Here is a 13,192-nt window from a genome sequence, read left to right as displayed (position 1 = left end):
TCGATCCCCCGTTACTCGGCCAGGTCTTCCTCGAGCGATTCGAGGGAACTTTCGAGGTCGGACATGGCCTGTTCGGGCGACTTCTCGCCCGCGTACGCGTCCGAGACCTGCGAAGCCACCTGGCTCTCCTGGTCGGGCCACGCGACGGTCACCGGCCGCGGAACCGTGTTCTGGCCGGAGACGGCCAGCGTGTCGAGGAAGTCGCCGAGCGCGCCGACCTCTTCGGGGTCGACGTTCTCGGTCACGGACGGGTCCGGGGGGAGGTACCCGCCCTCCGAGAAGTTGTTCACCATCACGTCCTCGTTGGCGAACGCCTCCAACACCTGGACCGCCTCGTCGAGCCGCTGGGTGTTCGGGTTGATGGTGAGGTGCCAGCCGCCGAGCGCGGCGGCGGGACCGCCCGTGCCCTCGTACATCCCCTCGCCGGACTCGACGCCGTACGGCAGCGGCATCACGTCGTAGTCCTCGGCGTCGAACTCCTCGGAGTCGAGGTTGAGCGGGATCGCGTACGGCCAGTTGCGGTGGAAGATCGCGTTCCCGGACGTGAACGGCTCGCGGGACGGCTCCTCGGTGAACGCCCGTAGGTCGCTGTTGGAGATCTGCGGGAAGTCCGGGTGCGCGTACTCGGCGTCCGGGCCCTCCATGAACGACCGCATCATGCGGATCGTGTTCAGGACCGGCTCGTCGGTCACGGTGATCGGGCGGTCGCCGATCGGTCCGAAGAGGTTCTCGTGGTCGCCGAAGTAGGCGCCGCCGAACGACGTTATCGTCTCGCTGAACGTACAGCAGGCCAGCCCCACGTAGTTGTCGGCCTGCGTGGTGTACCCGTAGTCGATCTCGTCCCCGTCGGGGCCGCCGTTCTGCTCCCACACGTCGGCGGCCACCTCGGCGAACTCCTCCCAGCTCAGGGGCTCGGTCGCCCAGTTGTCGCCCTCCGGGTCGTAGCCCGCCTCCTCGACGAGGTCCTTCCGGTAGTGCATCACCGGGTAGTCGGGGAACAGCGGCAGTCCGTACAGGTCGCCCGTCTCGGGGTCGCTGGCCGTGCTCACCGCGCTCTCGAGGTAGTTACCGTCGACATAATCGAGGGTGTCCGACGAGAGCTCCTCGCTCAGGTTCACCAGCTGGTCGCGCGCGATGAACGGGATCGTCCACCCCGAATCCATCATGAAGATGTCGGGGCTCGCGCGCCCGGCGTCGAGCGCCGACGTGAACTCGGAGCGCCGAGCGCCCGACTCGAAGTCGCCGGGGAGGATCTCGACTTCGATCGACTCGTCGAGCCCCGCCTCGTACAGGCTCTCGGTCACCGAGTCGGAGATTCCCTCCCACTCGCCGTCCATGGTGATCTGGATCGGCCCGTCGCCGCCACCGCCGCCGCCGCAGCCGGCGAGACCGACCGTCGCGCCCGTCGCGCCGGCCGCCTGTATGAACCGCCGCCGCGATACCCCCACACGCCCGCCGTCCTGACCGGAACTATTGTCTACCATTACAGCTGTTGTTATAAAATACACCCGTATATAACTATTGATGGCAATAGTAAGAGAAATGATGTTTCGACGGTCGGTGGCGAGCCGCCGGAACGGCTTTGGGCCCCGAGCGTCGACTAGCGCGACGATGGGAACCACCGGGACGGTCGTGGGTCGACTCCGGGAGAGCGTGGCAAAGTGGCTCGAACAGGTGTTCTACGGCGGCGCGGAGCTGGCGGTGCTGTCGACGCCGGCGTTCGTCGTCGCGCTCGTCACGCAGAACCGGTACCCCGACGCGATCCCGATCGCCGGGCTCTTCGCGCTCGCCGCGGGGAGCCTCGGCCTCGCCGGGTTCCGGGCGGGCGTCGTCGACACCGGCGCCTGGCCCCGCCGGGGAGAACTGGTGACGCTACCGCTCCGGACGCTGTACTTCAGTCTCGTCTTCTTCCTCGCGTCGATCGCGACGGGCGTGCTCGCAGTCGAGGCCGTCGGGTCGCTGTGGGTGGCGCCCCTCGGCGGGGTCGTCCAACTGTCCGGACTCGCCGCGTTCCCGACGGTCTACCGCGCGATCCACGGCGAGCCGGTCACCCGACCGGTGGTGAAGCGATGACCGACGCCGACGGCGACGAACGGGCCGCCGCTCGCCGCGTCCGGGAGGCGGTCGACGCCGTCTCGCGCCCCGAACACACCGGTGAGAATCGGTGTCTCCCCTGTGCGGCGGTCAACGCGCTCGGCGTGGCGGTCGTCGCGCTGCTCCTCGGACGGCGCCGGCGCGCGCTGGGGCTGCTCGCCGCGGTGGTCGGCGGCGCGGCGATCTGGCTTCGGGGGTACGCCGTCCCCGGTACGCCGCGGTTCGCGCCGCGGCTCGTCGAGCCGCTCCCCGTCGAGTTCGGCCCCGACCACGACGCGGTCGTCGACTCCGGTTCGGTCGCCGGGGTGACGAGCGGGCCGGCCGCGGCCGACGATGCGGACGGCGCCGGCGCTGACGAGGCGGCTGCGAACGACGAGCGCCCGGACGATCCGGCGGTCGACCCGGCGGATCCAGACGGGATCGACGACGGCGACGGTCCGAGCCCGGAGGCGACGATGGAGGCGCTACTCGACTCCGGAGCCCTCGTCGAAGAGGGCGAGACCCTCCGGCTGACGGACGACTTCCGAACCGCTCTCCGCGAGCGGATCGAGACGCTTCGGGCGTGTGGAGACGGGGAACTGGCCGAGCGCGCGGCCGCCGTCGCGGGCGAGGACGTCGAGGGATCGGTCCACGACGACCGGATCCTCCTCGACGGTCGGCGCGACGCGTGGCTCAGCCGGCCGATCGCGCTCGCGGAGACGGCCGTGGGGGAACTGCTCCGCGAGCGCGGTGTCGACCCGGCGGTCGCGCGGAGCGCCGCCCGACCGCTCCGCGCGTTCCTGGAAACCTGTCCCGACTGCGGCGGCCCGATCCGCGACACGACCCTCCGGAACTGCTGTGGCGGGCCCGGCGGCGTCAGCGGGAACCCGGAGCGATCGGTCCGGGCCTGCGCGGACTGCGACGCCGTGGTGTTCACGGAGCGATGACCGGCTGACCGGCGCTCGGCCCGTCGCGCGGCGACACTGATACGGTTCCTCCGTGCGAACCCTACACATGGACACTATGGGGGCGGCTGCGCTCGGGTGGCGCCTCGCTGTGGCGGTGGTCGCGATCGCGGGCCCGACGGTGCTTTACCTCGGTCTCTGGCGGTTCTTGGAGCGGCTCCGCGACGACGCGCTGATCGAGCGACTCGTCGCGCGCGGGGCGGTCGACCGGCCGCGGCCCGCGGCCGCGGACGTCCTCGCGGCCGCGATGTCGGGGGTCGACGGCCGGCGCTGCCCGGCGTGCGGCACCGTCGCGGTCGCCGGTGAGGCCGAGTGCCGGGGGTGCCGGCGGCCGATCGAGGGCGGTGAGTGAGCCGCGAACGGTCGAACGGTTCGGCCGCCCCGACCCTCGCTCGGGGTCGCGGCCGAGCGGCCCGTCCCGCGGTCGCCTGGGCCACCGCTTACGCCAGCGCGGCCGCCAGTTTCTCGATCGGGTGCGTCGGCTCCGGCACCTCGCCGGGGCCCTCCTCTAACTGCGTCCGACAGGAGGTGCCGGGCGCGACGAGGGCGTCGCCGCCGCTGGCGTCCACCTGTTCGAACAGCGCTTCGCCGATGGCCTTGCTCATCGAGTAGTGCTCGGCCTCGTAGCCGAACGAGCCCGCCATCCCGCAACACGACGAGTCGAGCGGGTCGACGCCGTAGCCGGCGCGCCGGAGGACGCCGACCGCGTGGTGGTCCTTCTTCGTCGCCTTCTGGTGGCAGTGACCGTGGTAGGTGAGCGACTCGGTGGGGGCGTCGAGGGCGAGTTCCTCGTCGAGCCGGTGGGCGTCGACGTACTCCATGACGCCGTAGGCGCTCTCGGAGACGGCGGCCACGTCGGCGTCGGGCACGTCGCTGGCGTCGCCGTCGAGCAGGTCGTGGTAGTCGGACTGGAGCATCACGGCGTCGGAGGGCTCGACGACGACCACGTCCCAGCCGTCGCGCACGTCCGGCGCGAGCGTCTCGACGGCGTCCCTCGCGGTCGCCCGCGACACGTCGAGCAGCCCCTTCGAGTGGGGCGGCCGCCCGCTGCCGTCCACGTCGGGAATCCGCACGTGGCAGTCGGCGGCCTCCAGCACGCGCACCGCGGCCTTCCCGGCGCCGGGATTCGTGTAGGTGGTGTACACGTCGGGGAAGAGGAGGACCTCACGGGCGGCCTCGTCGCGGGGGACGCCCGCGCCGCCGCGCGCCTCGAACCAGTCGACGAGCGTCTCCGAGCGGAAGGTGGGCAGGTCGCGCTCCCTGGCGATGCCGAGCGCCTTCTCCGCGAGGAGGCCGCTCCCGGGAATCTTGTTCGGGAGGTTCGAGAGGGGGGCGAACCGCGAGGCGAGCGGCGCGAGCGACTCGAAGCGGCCGAGGAGTCGCGTGCGGAGGTCGACTCCGTGTTCCTGGTGGTGGGCGTGCTCGACCTCGGCCTTCAGCTTCGCCATGTCGACGCCGCTCGGGCAGTCCACCTTACAGCCCTTACAGCCGACGCAGAGGTCCATCACCTCGGTGACGAACTCGTCGTCCGTCGGGTCGTCGGGGAGCTCGCCGGAGATGGCCCCCCGGAGCATGTTCGCCCGCCCGCGGGTCGACTGGATCTCCTCGTCGGCGGCGCGGTAGGTGGGACACATCACGCCGCCGGTGGTGTCTTGGGGCCCGCGGCAGCCGCCGCAGCCGTGACAGAGCTCGACCATCCCCTGCATCCCGTTGTCCACCGCCCACTCCATCGCGGGGTCGAAGCCGGCGTCGTACTCGTAGTCGGCGTCGAACCGCAGGTTCTCGCGCATGTCGACCTCTCCGCAGACGTTCCCCGGATTGAGCAGCCAGTCGGGGTCGAACGCGGTCTTCAGGTCGCGGAACGCCTCCCAGAGGTCGTCGCCGTACAGCTTCCGGTTCCACTGGGTCCTGGCGCGGCCGTCGCCGTGCTCGCCGGACACCGAGCCGCCGAGCCGGACCACGGCGTCGGTGACGCGGTCGGCGATGTCGAGCATCGCCTCCACGTCGTCGACCTCCTTCGTGTTTATGAGCGGGCGGACGTGGAGGACGCCCGGGCCGGCGTGCGCGTAGAACGTCGCGAAGGTGTCGTTGTCCGCGAGGATCTCCTGGAACTCGCGAGTGTACTCGGGGAGGTGCTCCGGCGGGATGGCGCAGTCCTCGATGAAGGAGATGTGCTTCTCGTCGGTGGTCCGCGAGAGGAGGATCGGGAGGCCGGCCTTGCGCATCTTCCAGAAGCGGTCGCGCTTCTCCGGGTCGTGCGCCTCCATCGCGTGGGCCGCGCGGCGGGGGTGGCTCGTCGTCTCCGCGGCGCCCGCGCCCGGCTCGACCGCGGTGTCGACGCCCCCGTCCCCGTCGGCGGCGCCCACGCGGTCAGCGATGAGGTCCGCGACCTTCCGCTTCCCCTCGGCGTCGCTGTCGGCGTAGAACTCGACGAGGAGCGCGGAGTCGGTGCCGTCCGGGAGCATCGCGACCACGTCCTCGAACTCGGGCGTGTCGGCCGCGAGGCCGAGCAGCACGTCGTCCATCACCTCGACGGCGGCGGGGTCGTGTTCGAGACACGCCGCCACGTCCTCCATCGCGTCCAGCAGGTCGTCGTAGGTGAGCAGCGCCACCGCCTTCGTCTCGGGGACCTCGACGAGCGAGACGGTCGCCTCGGTGACCGTCGCGAGCGTCCCCTCGCTGCCGGCCATGAGCCGGGCGAGGTTGACGACGCCTTCCTCGCCGTACTCGCCGCGGTACTCGGCGAGCAGGCGGTCGAGGTTGTAGCCCGAGACGTTCCGCTTCAGCTCCGGGTAGCGCTCGTCGATCCGGTCGGCCTCCTCGTCGAGGACGCGGACGACCTCGGCGTGGATCCGGGGGAGCAGCTCGTCGGCGTCGGCGTCGGCGGACGCGCGGAGCTCCTCGACCGCGACCTCGCCGAACGTCGCCACGGTCCCGTCGGCGAGGACGACCTCGACTTCCTCGACGTAGTGGTCCGTCTTGCCGTACTTCAGCGAGTGCGAGCCGGTGGAGTTGTTGCCGATGGCGCCGCCGACCGCCGACTTGTCGCGCCACGCCGGGTCCGGCGCGAACTTCAGGCCGTCGTCCGCGACCGCGGCGTTGAGGTCGCCCACGTACGCGCCGGCCTGGACGCGGGCCGTCTCCGCGTCGGCGTCGGTCTCGATCACCGCGTCCATCTCGCCCGTGAGGTCGAGGACGACCGCCTCGTTGACGGTCTGGCCGGCGAGGGAGGTGCCGCCGCCGCGCGGGAGGACGGGGACCCCCTCCGCGAAGCAGTACTCGTGGACCGCCGCGACGTCCGCGGTCGACTCCGGGATCACGACGCCGATCGGGGTGACCTCGTACGCCGAGGCGTCGGTCGCGTACAGCCGCTTCGAGTAGTCGTCGAACCGCACGTCGCCGTCGACGCGGGCGTCGAGCGCGTCGACGAGCCTCGGTCGCGCCACGGAGCCGCCGGTGTAGTCGAAGTCGCCGCCGTCCGTCGGATCCGGCTCCGGCGTGTTTGTCGCCATGCGAGACTCTCACGGTCGAACCATGAAAAACCTCCTGCCGCCCGCACGCGGCCGGATGATCGATGCGCCCACGCGGCCGCGCCTGCTCACGCGGACCGGTTCGCGTCTCCGAGAAGCGCCGCAACACCCTTATGTCGACCGGCGAAGTGACCACCATGTCGCTCGCAGACACGTCGACGTTCACGGGTCGACTCGACGACCTCGGCGTCGCGGTCTCGGCGGGGCCGTCCGCGGAGTGCGCGGCCATGGTCGAGGCGGCCGCGGGCGAGCCCGCGGTCGGGGTCCCGCTCGACCGGTCCGGGCCGGCCGCGTTCGCCGACTCGCCCGCGACCCTCCCGGAGCGGATCGAGACGGAGCCGACCACCGCCGACCTGCGCGGGGCGCACACCGGCGTCACGGCGGCGTCGCTGGGCGTCGCCGAGTACGGGAGCGTCGCGCTGGAGGCGGACGCGACCGGCACGGAGCCGGTGAGCCTGTTCGTCGACCGCCACGTCGTCGTCCTCCGCGAGGCGGACCTGGTCCCCGACATGCCCGACGCCTTCGAGTGGCTCGGGCCGCGGGCGCGCGACGAGTCGGTCGACGTGGTGTTCGCGACCGGTCCGAGCGCGACGGCTGACATGGGCGGGCTCGTCCACGGCGCGCACGGGCCGAAGGAGGTCCACGTGGTGCTGCTCCGCGAGGACGACCCCGGGGAGGGGAAGCGATGAGCAGCGACGCCGACGCCGCGGGGACGGACGACGCGCGTCCCGCCGAGGCGCCGGGCGACCTCGACCGGGAGGCGAAGGCCGACCGGATCCGCGAGCTGCTGGCGACCGAGGGCGACGCGGTCGCGGCGAACACCCGCGGCTTCAACGAGGGACGCTACGAGTCGACCGCCCGCCTCGACGGCTACGAGGCGCTGAAAGACGAGGCGCGGGCGATCAAGGAGGACGCGATCGAGCGCCTCCCGGCCCTCATCGACGAGGTGACGGAGACGGTGGAGGCCAACGGCGGGACGGTCTACCTCGCCGACGACGCGGCCGACGCGAACCGGTACGTCCGGGAGGTGGCGGCCGAGCGCGGCGCCGAGCGCGCGGTGAAGTCGAAGTCGATGACCTCCGAGGAGATCGAGGTGAACGACGCGCTCGCGGAGGACGGCGTCGAGGTCGTCGAGACGGACCTCGGCGAGTGGGTGCTCCAGCTGGCCGAGGAGGAGCCGTCGCACATCGTGGCGCCGGCGATCCACAAGTCCCGTGAGGCCATCGCCGAGCTGTTCGCGGAGCGGTTCGACCCCGACGACCCGCCCGAGACCGCCGAGGAGCTGACGATGTTCGCCCGCGAGCGGTTGGGCGAACTGATCGAGGACGCCGACCTCGGGATGACCGGTGCGAACTTCATCGCGGCCGACTCGGGCACCATGCTCCTCGTGACGAGCGAGGGCAACGCCCGGAAGACGGTGACCGCGACCGACACGCACGTCGCGGTCGCGGGCGTCGAGAAGCTCGTCCCGACCGTCGAGGACTTCTCGCCGTTCGTCGAGCTGATCGGGCGCTCGGGGACCGGCCAGGACGTGACCTCCTACATCTCGACGCTGACGCCGCCGGTGGACTCGCCCGTGCCGGACTTCGCGGCCGACGAGGAACCCCTTGCCGACGGCTCGGAGTCCGACCGCGAGTTCCACCTCGTACTCATCGACAACGGGCGCCTGGCGATGCGCGACGACGAGACGCTGAAGGAGACGCTGTACTGCATCCGCTGTTCGGCCTGCTCGAACGCCTGCGGCAACTTCCAGAGCGTCGGCGGCCACGCGTTCGGCGGCGAGACCTACTCCGGCGGCATCGCGACGGGCTGGGAGGCGGGCATCGAGGGGCTCGACACCGCCGCCGAGTTCAACGACCTCTGTACCGGCTGCTCGCGCTGCGTCCCGGCCTGTCCGGTCGGCATCGACATCCCGTGGATCAACACCGCGGTCCGCGACCGGATCAACCGCGGCGAGGCCGACCCGAGCCAGCTCGACTGGGCGTTCGAGGAGCTCGTCCCCGACGAGGAGCCCGGCGGCCTCGACCTCGGCACGCGGCTCGTCGGCAACTACGCGACGCTCGCGAAGTGGGGGCACAAGACGGCGCCGGTCGCCAACCGGCTCGCGAACGTCAGCCCGCTGCGCGCGGTCGCCGAGCGGGTCGCCGGCATCGACCGCCGCCGCGACCTCCCCGCGTTCGCGCGCGAGTCGCTCGTGGAGTGGTTCGAGACCCGCGGCGGCCCCGCGGTCCCGGCCGACGAGGCGACCCGCGAAGCGGTCGTCTACCCCGACACCGCGACGAACTACGTCGACGTCGCGCGCGGCAAGGCGACCGTCAGGGCGCTGGAGGCGCTCGGCGTCCGCGTGCTGGTGCCCGACCTGCCCGGCAGCGGTCGCCCGCCGCTCTCGCAGGGGATGGTCGCGACCGCCGAGTCGGCCGCCGAGGACCTGTACGCCGGGCTCGCGCCCCACCTCGACGCCGGCCGCGACGTGGTCGTGATCGAGCCGAGCGACCTCGCGACGTTCCGCCGCGAGTACGAGCGCTTCCTCCCGGCCGACTCCCACGAGCGCCTCGCGGCCGCGAGCTACGACGCCATGGAGTACGTGTTCGGGCTGCTGGAGCACGGCGCCGACCCGGCGGCGCTGCGCGCGCCGAGCGAGGGGACCGGCCCGGTCGCGTCCGGGAAGCGGCTCGCCTACCACCCGCACTGTCAGGCGCGCACGGTCGAGGTGGGCGAGTACGCGACCGCGACCTTCGAGCGGCTCGGCTACGACGTGCGCGTCTCCGACACCGAGTGTTGCGGGATGGCGGGCTCGTTCGGTTACAAGACGGACTACTACGAGCTGAGCGTGGACGTGGGCGAACCCCTCGTCGAGCAGTTCGGCGGCACCGACCGCACCGTCGTCGCGGCCGGCACCTCCTGTACCGAACAGCTCGACGACCTCCTCGAGGCGTCGCCGCTTCACCCGATCGAAGTGATCGCGCCGCGGGAGTGACCTCCGCCACGGCCGCGCGGCTCCTCCCTCGCGTCCGACGCGCGTCGTTCGACAACGAACGCTTAATAGGCGCGCTCGTGACCGTATCGAGTATGAACGCAGCCCCCGAAGAGATCACGTCGCTCGTCGGCCGCGAGGTGTACTCCAGCAACGGCGTCTTCGTCGGCGAAATCGAAGACATCCAGCTCGACTTGGACGCCCGCGCCGTGACCGGCCTCGCGCTCGCCGAACTCAACCACGAGCTGTTCGCCGGGCAGGTGAGCGGCTCGACGGGCGTCATCGTCCCGTACCGCTGGGTCCGCGCGGTCGGCGACGTCGTCCTGATCAACGACGTCATCGAGCGCTACGACGCCGGCGAGTCCGACGAGGAAGCGAGCGAGATCGCCGAGTCGCGGTAACCGGGTCGCGTCCGGGGAGCCCCGCCCGCCCGGCTCAGAACGGTAACGCGTCGCGGAGGCTGGCGATTACGCCGCGCTCCTCGCGGCGCGCCTCGTCGAACACCGGGTAGAGCGCGTCGAGGAACGCCGTCTCGTTTTCGAACCGCTGTTTCGGCACGCGGTCCAGCGCGTCCGCGATCGCGATCGAGCGCCCCTGCGCGTCGTAGGGCACCTCCTGATCGCCGAGCGCGTCGCGGAGCTCCGCGGCCGTCGCGGGGAACGACACGTCCGCCTCGTCGAGCCGGGCGTCGAGCGCGGCGATGCCGAACTCGATCGCCTCCGGTTCCTTCGTATCGCCGCCACCGGGTGGCCGTGCTGCCATTGCGACGGGATACTCCCTCCGACGGCTTGAAACCCCTGCTCTCGGCTCACTCCGGCACGGACTCCGTCGGCGGGACGGCGTCGACGACGGCGAGTTCGACCCCGTCCCCGGCCCGGTCGAAGGCGGCGACCGAGTCCGCGTCGTACGGCGGGACCGCGACGATCACCACGCCCGCGAGGTCGTCGGTGCGGGAGACGCCGAGGAACCCGTCCGGGTGCGAGAGGAACCGCGCGCCGCCCTCGCCCGCCGGCGTGCCGAGGTCGACGCCGAACACGGAGCTGACCGAGCTGCCCACGGACGGGAGCGTGAAGTGCGTCACCACCGGCGTCGCCGGGTCGAGCCCGAGGTCCGCCTCGAACTCCCCGGCGGGCGTCGCCGAGAGCCGGACGTTCACCCCCTCGGGGTCCTCGCTCGCGGCGCGCTCGCGCAGCACGGTCAACAGGTCGCGGGTGACGTAGATCACTGGTCGCCCGTCGCTACGGGACGCATTGGCAAAAGGTCACGCACCGCTCGGCCGACGCCGCAGGCCCGGGAAGCCGCCGCGCCGCCGCGGGGGCCCTGAAAACCGCACCGGCGCCGCGGCACCGCCGTCCCCGCTCAGAACGGTAGCGCCGACGCGAGCGTCTTCGCGTACAGGCCGGGCGCCTTCGACCGGGAGTCCGAGAGGGCGTCCTCGACGGCGACGGCCGCGCGCTCGTGGACGCCGACGCCGTGCCCGGTCAGGACGCGTTCGGGGTCGAGCCCCGAGAGGGCGGTCGTCGGCGGCGTGAGCCGCAGCATCGGGTGGACGCCGAGTCGCTCGCGGTCGCCCCGGAAGTACGACGCGGTGCCGAGCGACTCGGGGACGATGAGCGTCTCGCCGTCGAAGAGCCCGACCTCCTGCCACGGCGGCAGCGAGGAGTCGCGGATCCGGAACGCCTCGAAGCCCGTGTCGGCGAGCCGCGAGCCGAACCGCTCGACCTCGACGTCGGGGCCCAGCTCCTCGGCGACGCCCGTCATCCACTCGGGGACGTACACGGGAACGCCGTGGCGCGCGGCGACCTCGCCGCTGTCGCGCACGTGGCGGTCGAGCCCGACCACGACGCCGGCCACCTCGCCGAGGTCGTCGAGCAGCTCGTCGACGCCGGGCGCGTCGACCGGGTCGACCACCCACACGTCGGCCGCGCCCGTCTCCTCGTTGTCGACCGCGAACGCGTGGCTCGCGCGCTCCATCGTCTCGTCGGGGTACGCGATCCAGCCGACGCCGCCGTCGTAGCGATCGATCTCGTGGAGGTCCGGCTCGCCGCCTTTCATGCCCATACCGTGCGTTTGGGCCGAACGCTTGTTAATCGTTTGTAGTTCCTAAGCTCCCTTCCTCAAGGAATAAGCCAAAGGAATCTGTAGGGGAAGGGTTAGATCATCGCCATCTCTCTATTCATCAGACATGACCGGTCGGTAGAGTCAATTGATCGAAACACCTACCTATATAGATTGCATATAGATTGTTGTGGCTTCATTCACAATCGAGGGTGAGGAAGCTCTTGACCGAGAAGTGAAACCCTTCGGGAGTGGCGGTGCTCACATCACGATCCCGAAGCGGTGGCTTGGGGCAGACGTGAAAGTAGTCCGTACTTCTGACCCTACTGACCCTGAAGAGTAACGAATCATGAACTTCGCCTACAGGTTCCGGCTCAATCCAACGCCCAGCCAGCAGGAGCAACTAGCGTGGACGCTGGATACCTGTCGGCAAGTCCGTAATCACTTTCTCCACCGCATGAACCGTGTGGAGAACCCGACATACACGTCTGAACAGAATCGGCTTCCCGACCTCAAGGAGCGGTGGACCGAGTTTCAGGATATCAACTCGAAAGTCCTGCAGATGGTCGTCCGACGACTCTACACCGATCGCTCTAATCTCAGGAAAAAGAAAGAGAAGGGACACACGGTCGGGCAACTGAAATGGAAGGGCAAAGGGGATTACTACTCTTTTGAGTATAATCAATCTGGCTTCGAGCTCAAGAAAACGAGTGGCCAAGATCGGTTGTACCTCAACAAGATCGGCGACGTACCCGTTGTTGCCCACCGTGAGTTCCCGGACAACGCTCAGGTCAAAGGTGTTGTGGTCAAGCGCGAGCCGACCGGCAACTGGTACGCCTCACTCCAACTCGAAACTCCTGACGACCCACCTAAGAAACCTGATGAGTTGACAGAGACGGTCGGGATCGATGTCGGCATACTCAATTACGCAACCGACACCGACGGCACAGCTGTCGAGTCGCTTGACCTTTCAGATGAACGCGAACGGTTGGAACGTGCCCAGCGTGACCTCTCCCGAAAAGAACACGGGTCGAACAACTGGGAAGAGTAGCGCAAGACCGTCTCTCGGCGTCACGCCGACCTGAAACGGAAGCGCCGTGATTTTCTCCACAAGCTGTCGAACCACTACGCGAGTGAGTACGACCTCGTGGCTGTGGAAGACCTCGACACGAAGGTGTTGATCGAGCTCCCGGCGAACTCACGCAACCGTGCGGGTGCGGCATGGAGTATGTTCTTGCGTATGCTGGAATACAAATGCGAACGCGAAGGCACGTACTTCGTGGCTGTAGACCCGGCAGGAACGACCAAGGAGTGCGCTGCCTGCGGTGCCGAGACGGACAAGCCTTTGTGGGTCCGCGAACACTCCTGTCCCTCCTGTGGATTTACCGCCGATAGAGACTGGAACGCGGCATGGAACATTCTATCTCGCGGAATCAAGCAGTTAGGAGTGGGATGCTCCGAAACAACGCCTGCGGAGACTGCGCTCCCTACGGAGACCGATTCGGTCTCTGCAAAGTGCGTCGTGGAAACAGGAAGCCCCGAGCCACCGGAACGAGCCGTACCAGCGGCGAGTAAGTAGATTGGGGCAGTTC

12 protein-coding genes and 1 pseudogene are annotated in these 13,192 nt (G+C 70.0%); 8 read left to right on the top strand and 5 right to left on the bottom strand.

Annotation, left to right across the window (positions count from 1 at the left end; translation table 11 throughout):
- Window positions 1–11: 11 nt before the first annotated feature.
- Window positions 12–1,484 carry an extracellular solute-binding protein gene (locus AMR74_RS10770; RefSeq protein ID WP_082356871.1) on the bottom strand — a complete coding sequence of 491 codons (1,473 nt, stop codon included), beginning with the start codon at window positions 1,482–1,484 and terminating at the stop codon, window positions 12–14.
- A gap of 127 nt (window positions 1,485–1,611) precedes the next feature.
- On the opposite strand from AMR74_RS10770, the gene AMR74_RS10765 reads away from it, so the two are divergent.
- The 3 genes from AMR74_RS10765 to AMR74_RS10755 all read left to right on the top strand — a co-directional run bounded on the left by AMR74_RS10765 (window position 1,612) and on the right by AMR74_RS10755 (window position 3,390).
- A complete protein-coding gene (locus tag AMR74_RS10765) occupies window positions 1,612–2,073 on the top strand; it encodes a hypothetical protein (RefSeq protein ID WP_053772065.1) in 462 nt (153 codons plus the stop codon).
- Window positions 2,070–3,020, top strand: coding sequence for a hypothetical protein (locus AMR74_RS10760; RefSeq protein ID WP_053772064.1), 951 nt, complete (start codon window positions 2,070–2,072; stop codon window positions 3,018–3,020). The genes AMR74_RS10765 and AMR74_RS10760 overlap by 4 nt, the downstream gene beginning before the upstream one ends.
- Before the next feature lie 67 nt (window positions 3,021–3,087).
- Window positions 3,088–3,390 (top strand): hypothetical protein, encoded by a 303-nt coding sequence (locus AMR74_RS10755; RefSeq protein ID WP_053772063.1) that lies wholly within the window; start codon window positions 3,088–3,090, stop codon window positions 3,388–3,390.
- Window positions 3,391–3,478: 88 nt separating this feature from the next.
- Here the strand turns inward: AMR74_RS10755 and AMR74_RS10750 are convergent, their stop codons facing one another.
- On the bottom strand, window positions 3,479–6,550 hold the full coding sequence (locus AMR74_RS10750) for an FAD-binding and (Fe-S)-binding domain-containing protein (protein WP_053772062.1): 3,072 nt from the start codon (window positions 6,548–6,550) through the stop codon (window positions 3,479–3,481).
- A gap of 155 nt (window positions 6,551–6,705) precedes the next feature.
- Between AMR74_RS10750 and AMR74_RS10745 the strand changes: the two genes are divergently transcribed.
- The 3 genes from AMR74_RS10745 (at window position 6,706) to AMR74_RS10735 (ending at window position 9,943) form a co-directional block, all read left to right on the top strand.
- A complete protein-coding gene (locus tag AMR74_RS10745; protein ID WP_053772061.1) occupies window positions 6,706–7,257 on the top strand; it encodes an LUD domain-containing protein in 552 nt (183 codons plus the stop codon).
- Window positions 7,254–9,545: an LUD domain-containing protein gene (locus AMR74_RS10740; protein WP_053772060.1), complete on the top strand. Its 2,292-nt coding sequence runs from the start codon at window positions 7,254–7,256 to the stop codon at window positions 9,543–9,545. The genes AMR74_RS10745 and AMR74_RS10740 overlap by 4 nt, the downstream gene beginning before the upstream one ends.
- Before the next feature lie 92 nt (window positions 9,546–9,637).
- Window positions 9,638–9,943, top strand: a complete 306-nt coding sequence (locus tag AMR74_RS10735; protein WP_053772364.1) for a PRC-barrel domain-containing protein — start codon at window positions 9,638–9,640, stop codon at window positions 9,941–9,943.
- A 34-nt stretch (window positions 9,944–9,977) separates the two neighbouring features.
- Here AMR74_RS10735 and AMR74_RS10730 read toward each other — a convergent pair whose 3' ends face one another.
- From AMR74_RS10730 to AMR74_RS10720, 3 genes are all read right to left on the bottom strand, one after another.
- The gene (locus AMR74_RS10730) at window positions 9,978–10,304 is read right to left on the bottom strand and encodes a DUF5789 family protein (RefSeq protein WP_053772059.1); all 327 of its coding nucleotides are present in this window, start codon (window positions 10,302–10,304) and stop codon (window positions 9,978–9,980) included.
- A gap of 46 nt (window positions 10,305–10,350) precedes the next feature.
- The gene (locus AMR74_RS10725) at window positions 10,351–10,767 is read right to left on the bottom strand and encodes a hypothetical protein (RefSeq protein ID WP_053772058.1); all 417 of its coding nucleotides are present in this window, start codon (window positions 10,765–10,767) and stop codon (window positions 10,351–10,353) included.
- 134 nt (window positions 10,768–10,901) lie between these two features.
- Window positions 10,902–11,597 carry a hypothetical protein gene (locus tag AMR74_RS10720; RefSeq protein ID WP_053772363.1) on the bottom strand — a complete coding sequence of 232 codons (696 nt, stop codon included), beginning with the start codon at window positions 11,595–11,597 and terminating at the stop codon, window positions 10,902–10,904.
- Window positions 11,598–11,790: 193 nt separating this feature from the next.
- Here AMR74_RS10720 and AMR74_RS18535 point away from each other — a divergent pair, with 193 nt between their 5' ends.
- Together AMR74_RS18535 and AMR74_RS10715 are read left to right on the top strand one after the other, a co-directional pair.
- On the top strand, window positions 11,791–11,943 hold the full coding sequence (locus AMR74_RS18535; RefSeq protein WP_137711146.1) for a DUF2080 family transposase-associated protein: 153 nt from the start codon (window positions 11,791–11,793) through the stop codon (window positions 11,941–11,943).
- Window positions 11,944–11,949: 6 nt separating this feature from the next.
- Window positions 11,950–13,179 (top strand): annotated as a pseudogene (locus AMR74_RS10715) (RNA-guided endonuclease InsQ/TnpB family protein).
- Window positions 13,180–13,192: the final 13 nt, after the last annotated feature.

The sequence above is a fragment of the Halorubrum tropicale genome (genome assembly GCF_001280455.1).
Classification (GTDB): Archaea; Halobacteriota; Halobacteria; order Halobacteriales; family Haloferacaceae; genus Halorubrum; species Halorubrum tropicale.
Note: the sequence above shows the minus strand (reverse complement) of the source record. Positions and strands in the feature narration are given on the sequence as shown.

What these genes read in the sequence shown, in the direction of transcription:
- AMR74_RS10730 (WP_053772059.1), bottom strand. Translation starts at nt 10,304, where the DNA reads ATGGCAGCACGGCCACCCGGTGGCGGCGATACGAAGGAACCGGAGGCG.
- AMR74_RS10755 (WP_053772063.1), top strand. Translation starts at nt 3,088, where the DNA reads ATGGACACTATGGGGGCGGCTGCGCTCGGGTGGCGCCTCGCTGTGGCG.
- AMR74_RS10745 (WP_053772061.1), top strand. Translation starts at nt 6,706, where the DNA reads ATGTCGCTCGCAGACACGTCGACGTTCACGGGTCGACTCGACGACCTC.
- AMR74_RS10735 (WP_053772364.1), top strand. Translation starts at nt 9,638, where the DNA reads ATGAACGCAGCCCCCGAAGAGATCACGTCGCTCGTCGGCCGCGAGGTG.
- AMR74_RS10765 (WP_053772065.1), top strand. Translation starts at nt 1,612, where the DNA reads ATGGGAACCACCGGGACGGTCGTGGGTCGACTCCGGGAGAGCGTGGCA.
- AMR74_RS10740 (WP_053772060.1), top strand. Translation starts at nt 7,254, where the DNA reads ATGAGCAGCGACGCCGACGCCGCGGGGACGGACGACGCGCGTCCCGCC.
- AMR74_RS10760 (WP_053772064.1), top strand. Translation starts at nt 2,070, where the DNA reads ATGACCGACGCCGACGGCGACGAACGGGCCGCCGCTCGCCGCGTCCGG.
- AMR74_RS10770 (WP_082356871.1), bottom strand. Translation starts at nt 1,484, where the DNA reads ATGGTAGACAATAGTTCCGGTCAGGACGGCGGGCGTGTGGGGGTATCG.
- AMR74_RS10720 (WP_053772363.1), bottom strand. Translation starts at nt 11,597, where the DNA reads ATGAAAGGCGGCGAGCCGGACCTCCACGAGATCGATCGCTACGACGGC.
- AMR74_RS10750 (WP_053772062.1), bottom strand. Translation starts at nt 6,550, where the DNA reads ATGGCGACAAACACGCCGGAGCCGGATCCGACGGACGGCGGCGACTTC.